Source organism: Bradyrhizobium algeriense (assembly GCF_003062295.1).
Classification (GTDB): domain Bacteria; phylum Pseudomonadota; class Alphaproteobacteria; order Rhizobiales; family Xanthobacteraceae; genus Bradyrhizobium; species Bradyrhizobium algeriense.
Genome location: NZ_PYCN01000212.1, coordinates 1 through 546 on the forward strand (window position 1 = coordinate 1; position 546 = coordinate 546).

Below are 546 nucleotides of genomic sequence, written 5' to 3' on the forward strand. Positions count from 1 at the left end.
CGCCGTGAAGGGTGAGAAGACCCTGACCGAGTTGGCGCAGCAGTTCGACGTGCATCCCAACCAGATCACCCAATGGAAGGCCCAGCTCCTCGATGGAGCTGCCGGCGTGTTCGGGCTTGAGAAAGCCGGACCGACGAGCTCGCCGGTGGACGTGAAGACGCTGCATGCCAAGATTGGTGAACTGACCTTGGCCAACGATTTTTTGGAAAGCGCGCTCGGCAAAGCCGGAGTGTGGCCGAGCGCAAAGCGATGATCGACCGATCGCATGCCCTGCCGCTGACCCGGCAAGCCGAGGAGCTCGGGATCAGCCGGGGCAGCCTCTATTATCAACCGCAGCCTGCCTCGGCGGCCGATCTGGCCCTCATGCGGCGGATGGACGAGTTGCATCTGGAGTATCCGTTCGCGGGCAGCCGGATGCTGCGCGATCTCCTGCGGGCCGAGGGCTTCACGGTCGGACGCCTGCATGTCTCCACGCTGATGAAGCGGATGGGCATTGAGGCGCTCTACCGCAAGCCCAGCACCTCCAAGCCGGCGCCCGGGCATCAG

Annotated in this window: 1 pseudogene; it reads left to right on the forward strand. The window is 64.5% G+C overall.

Features of this window, described 5'->3' with window-relative positions:
- Positions 1-546 (forward strand): annotated as a pseudogene (locus C7G61_RS43170) (IS3 family transposase); the annotation flags it as partial.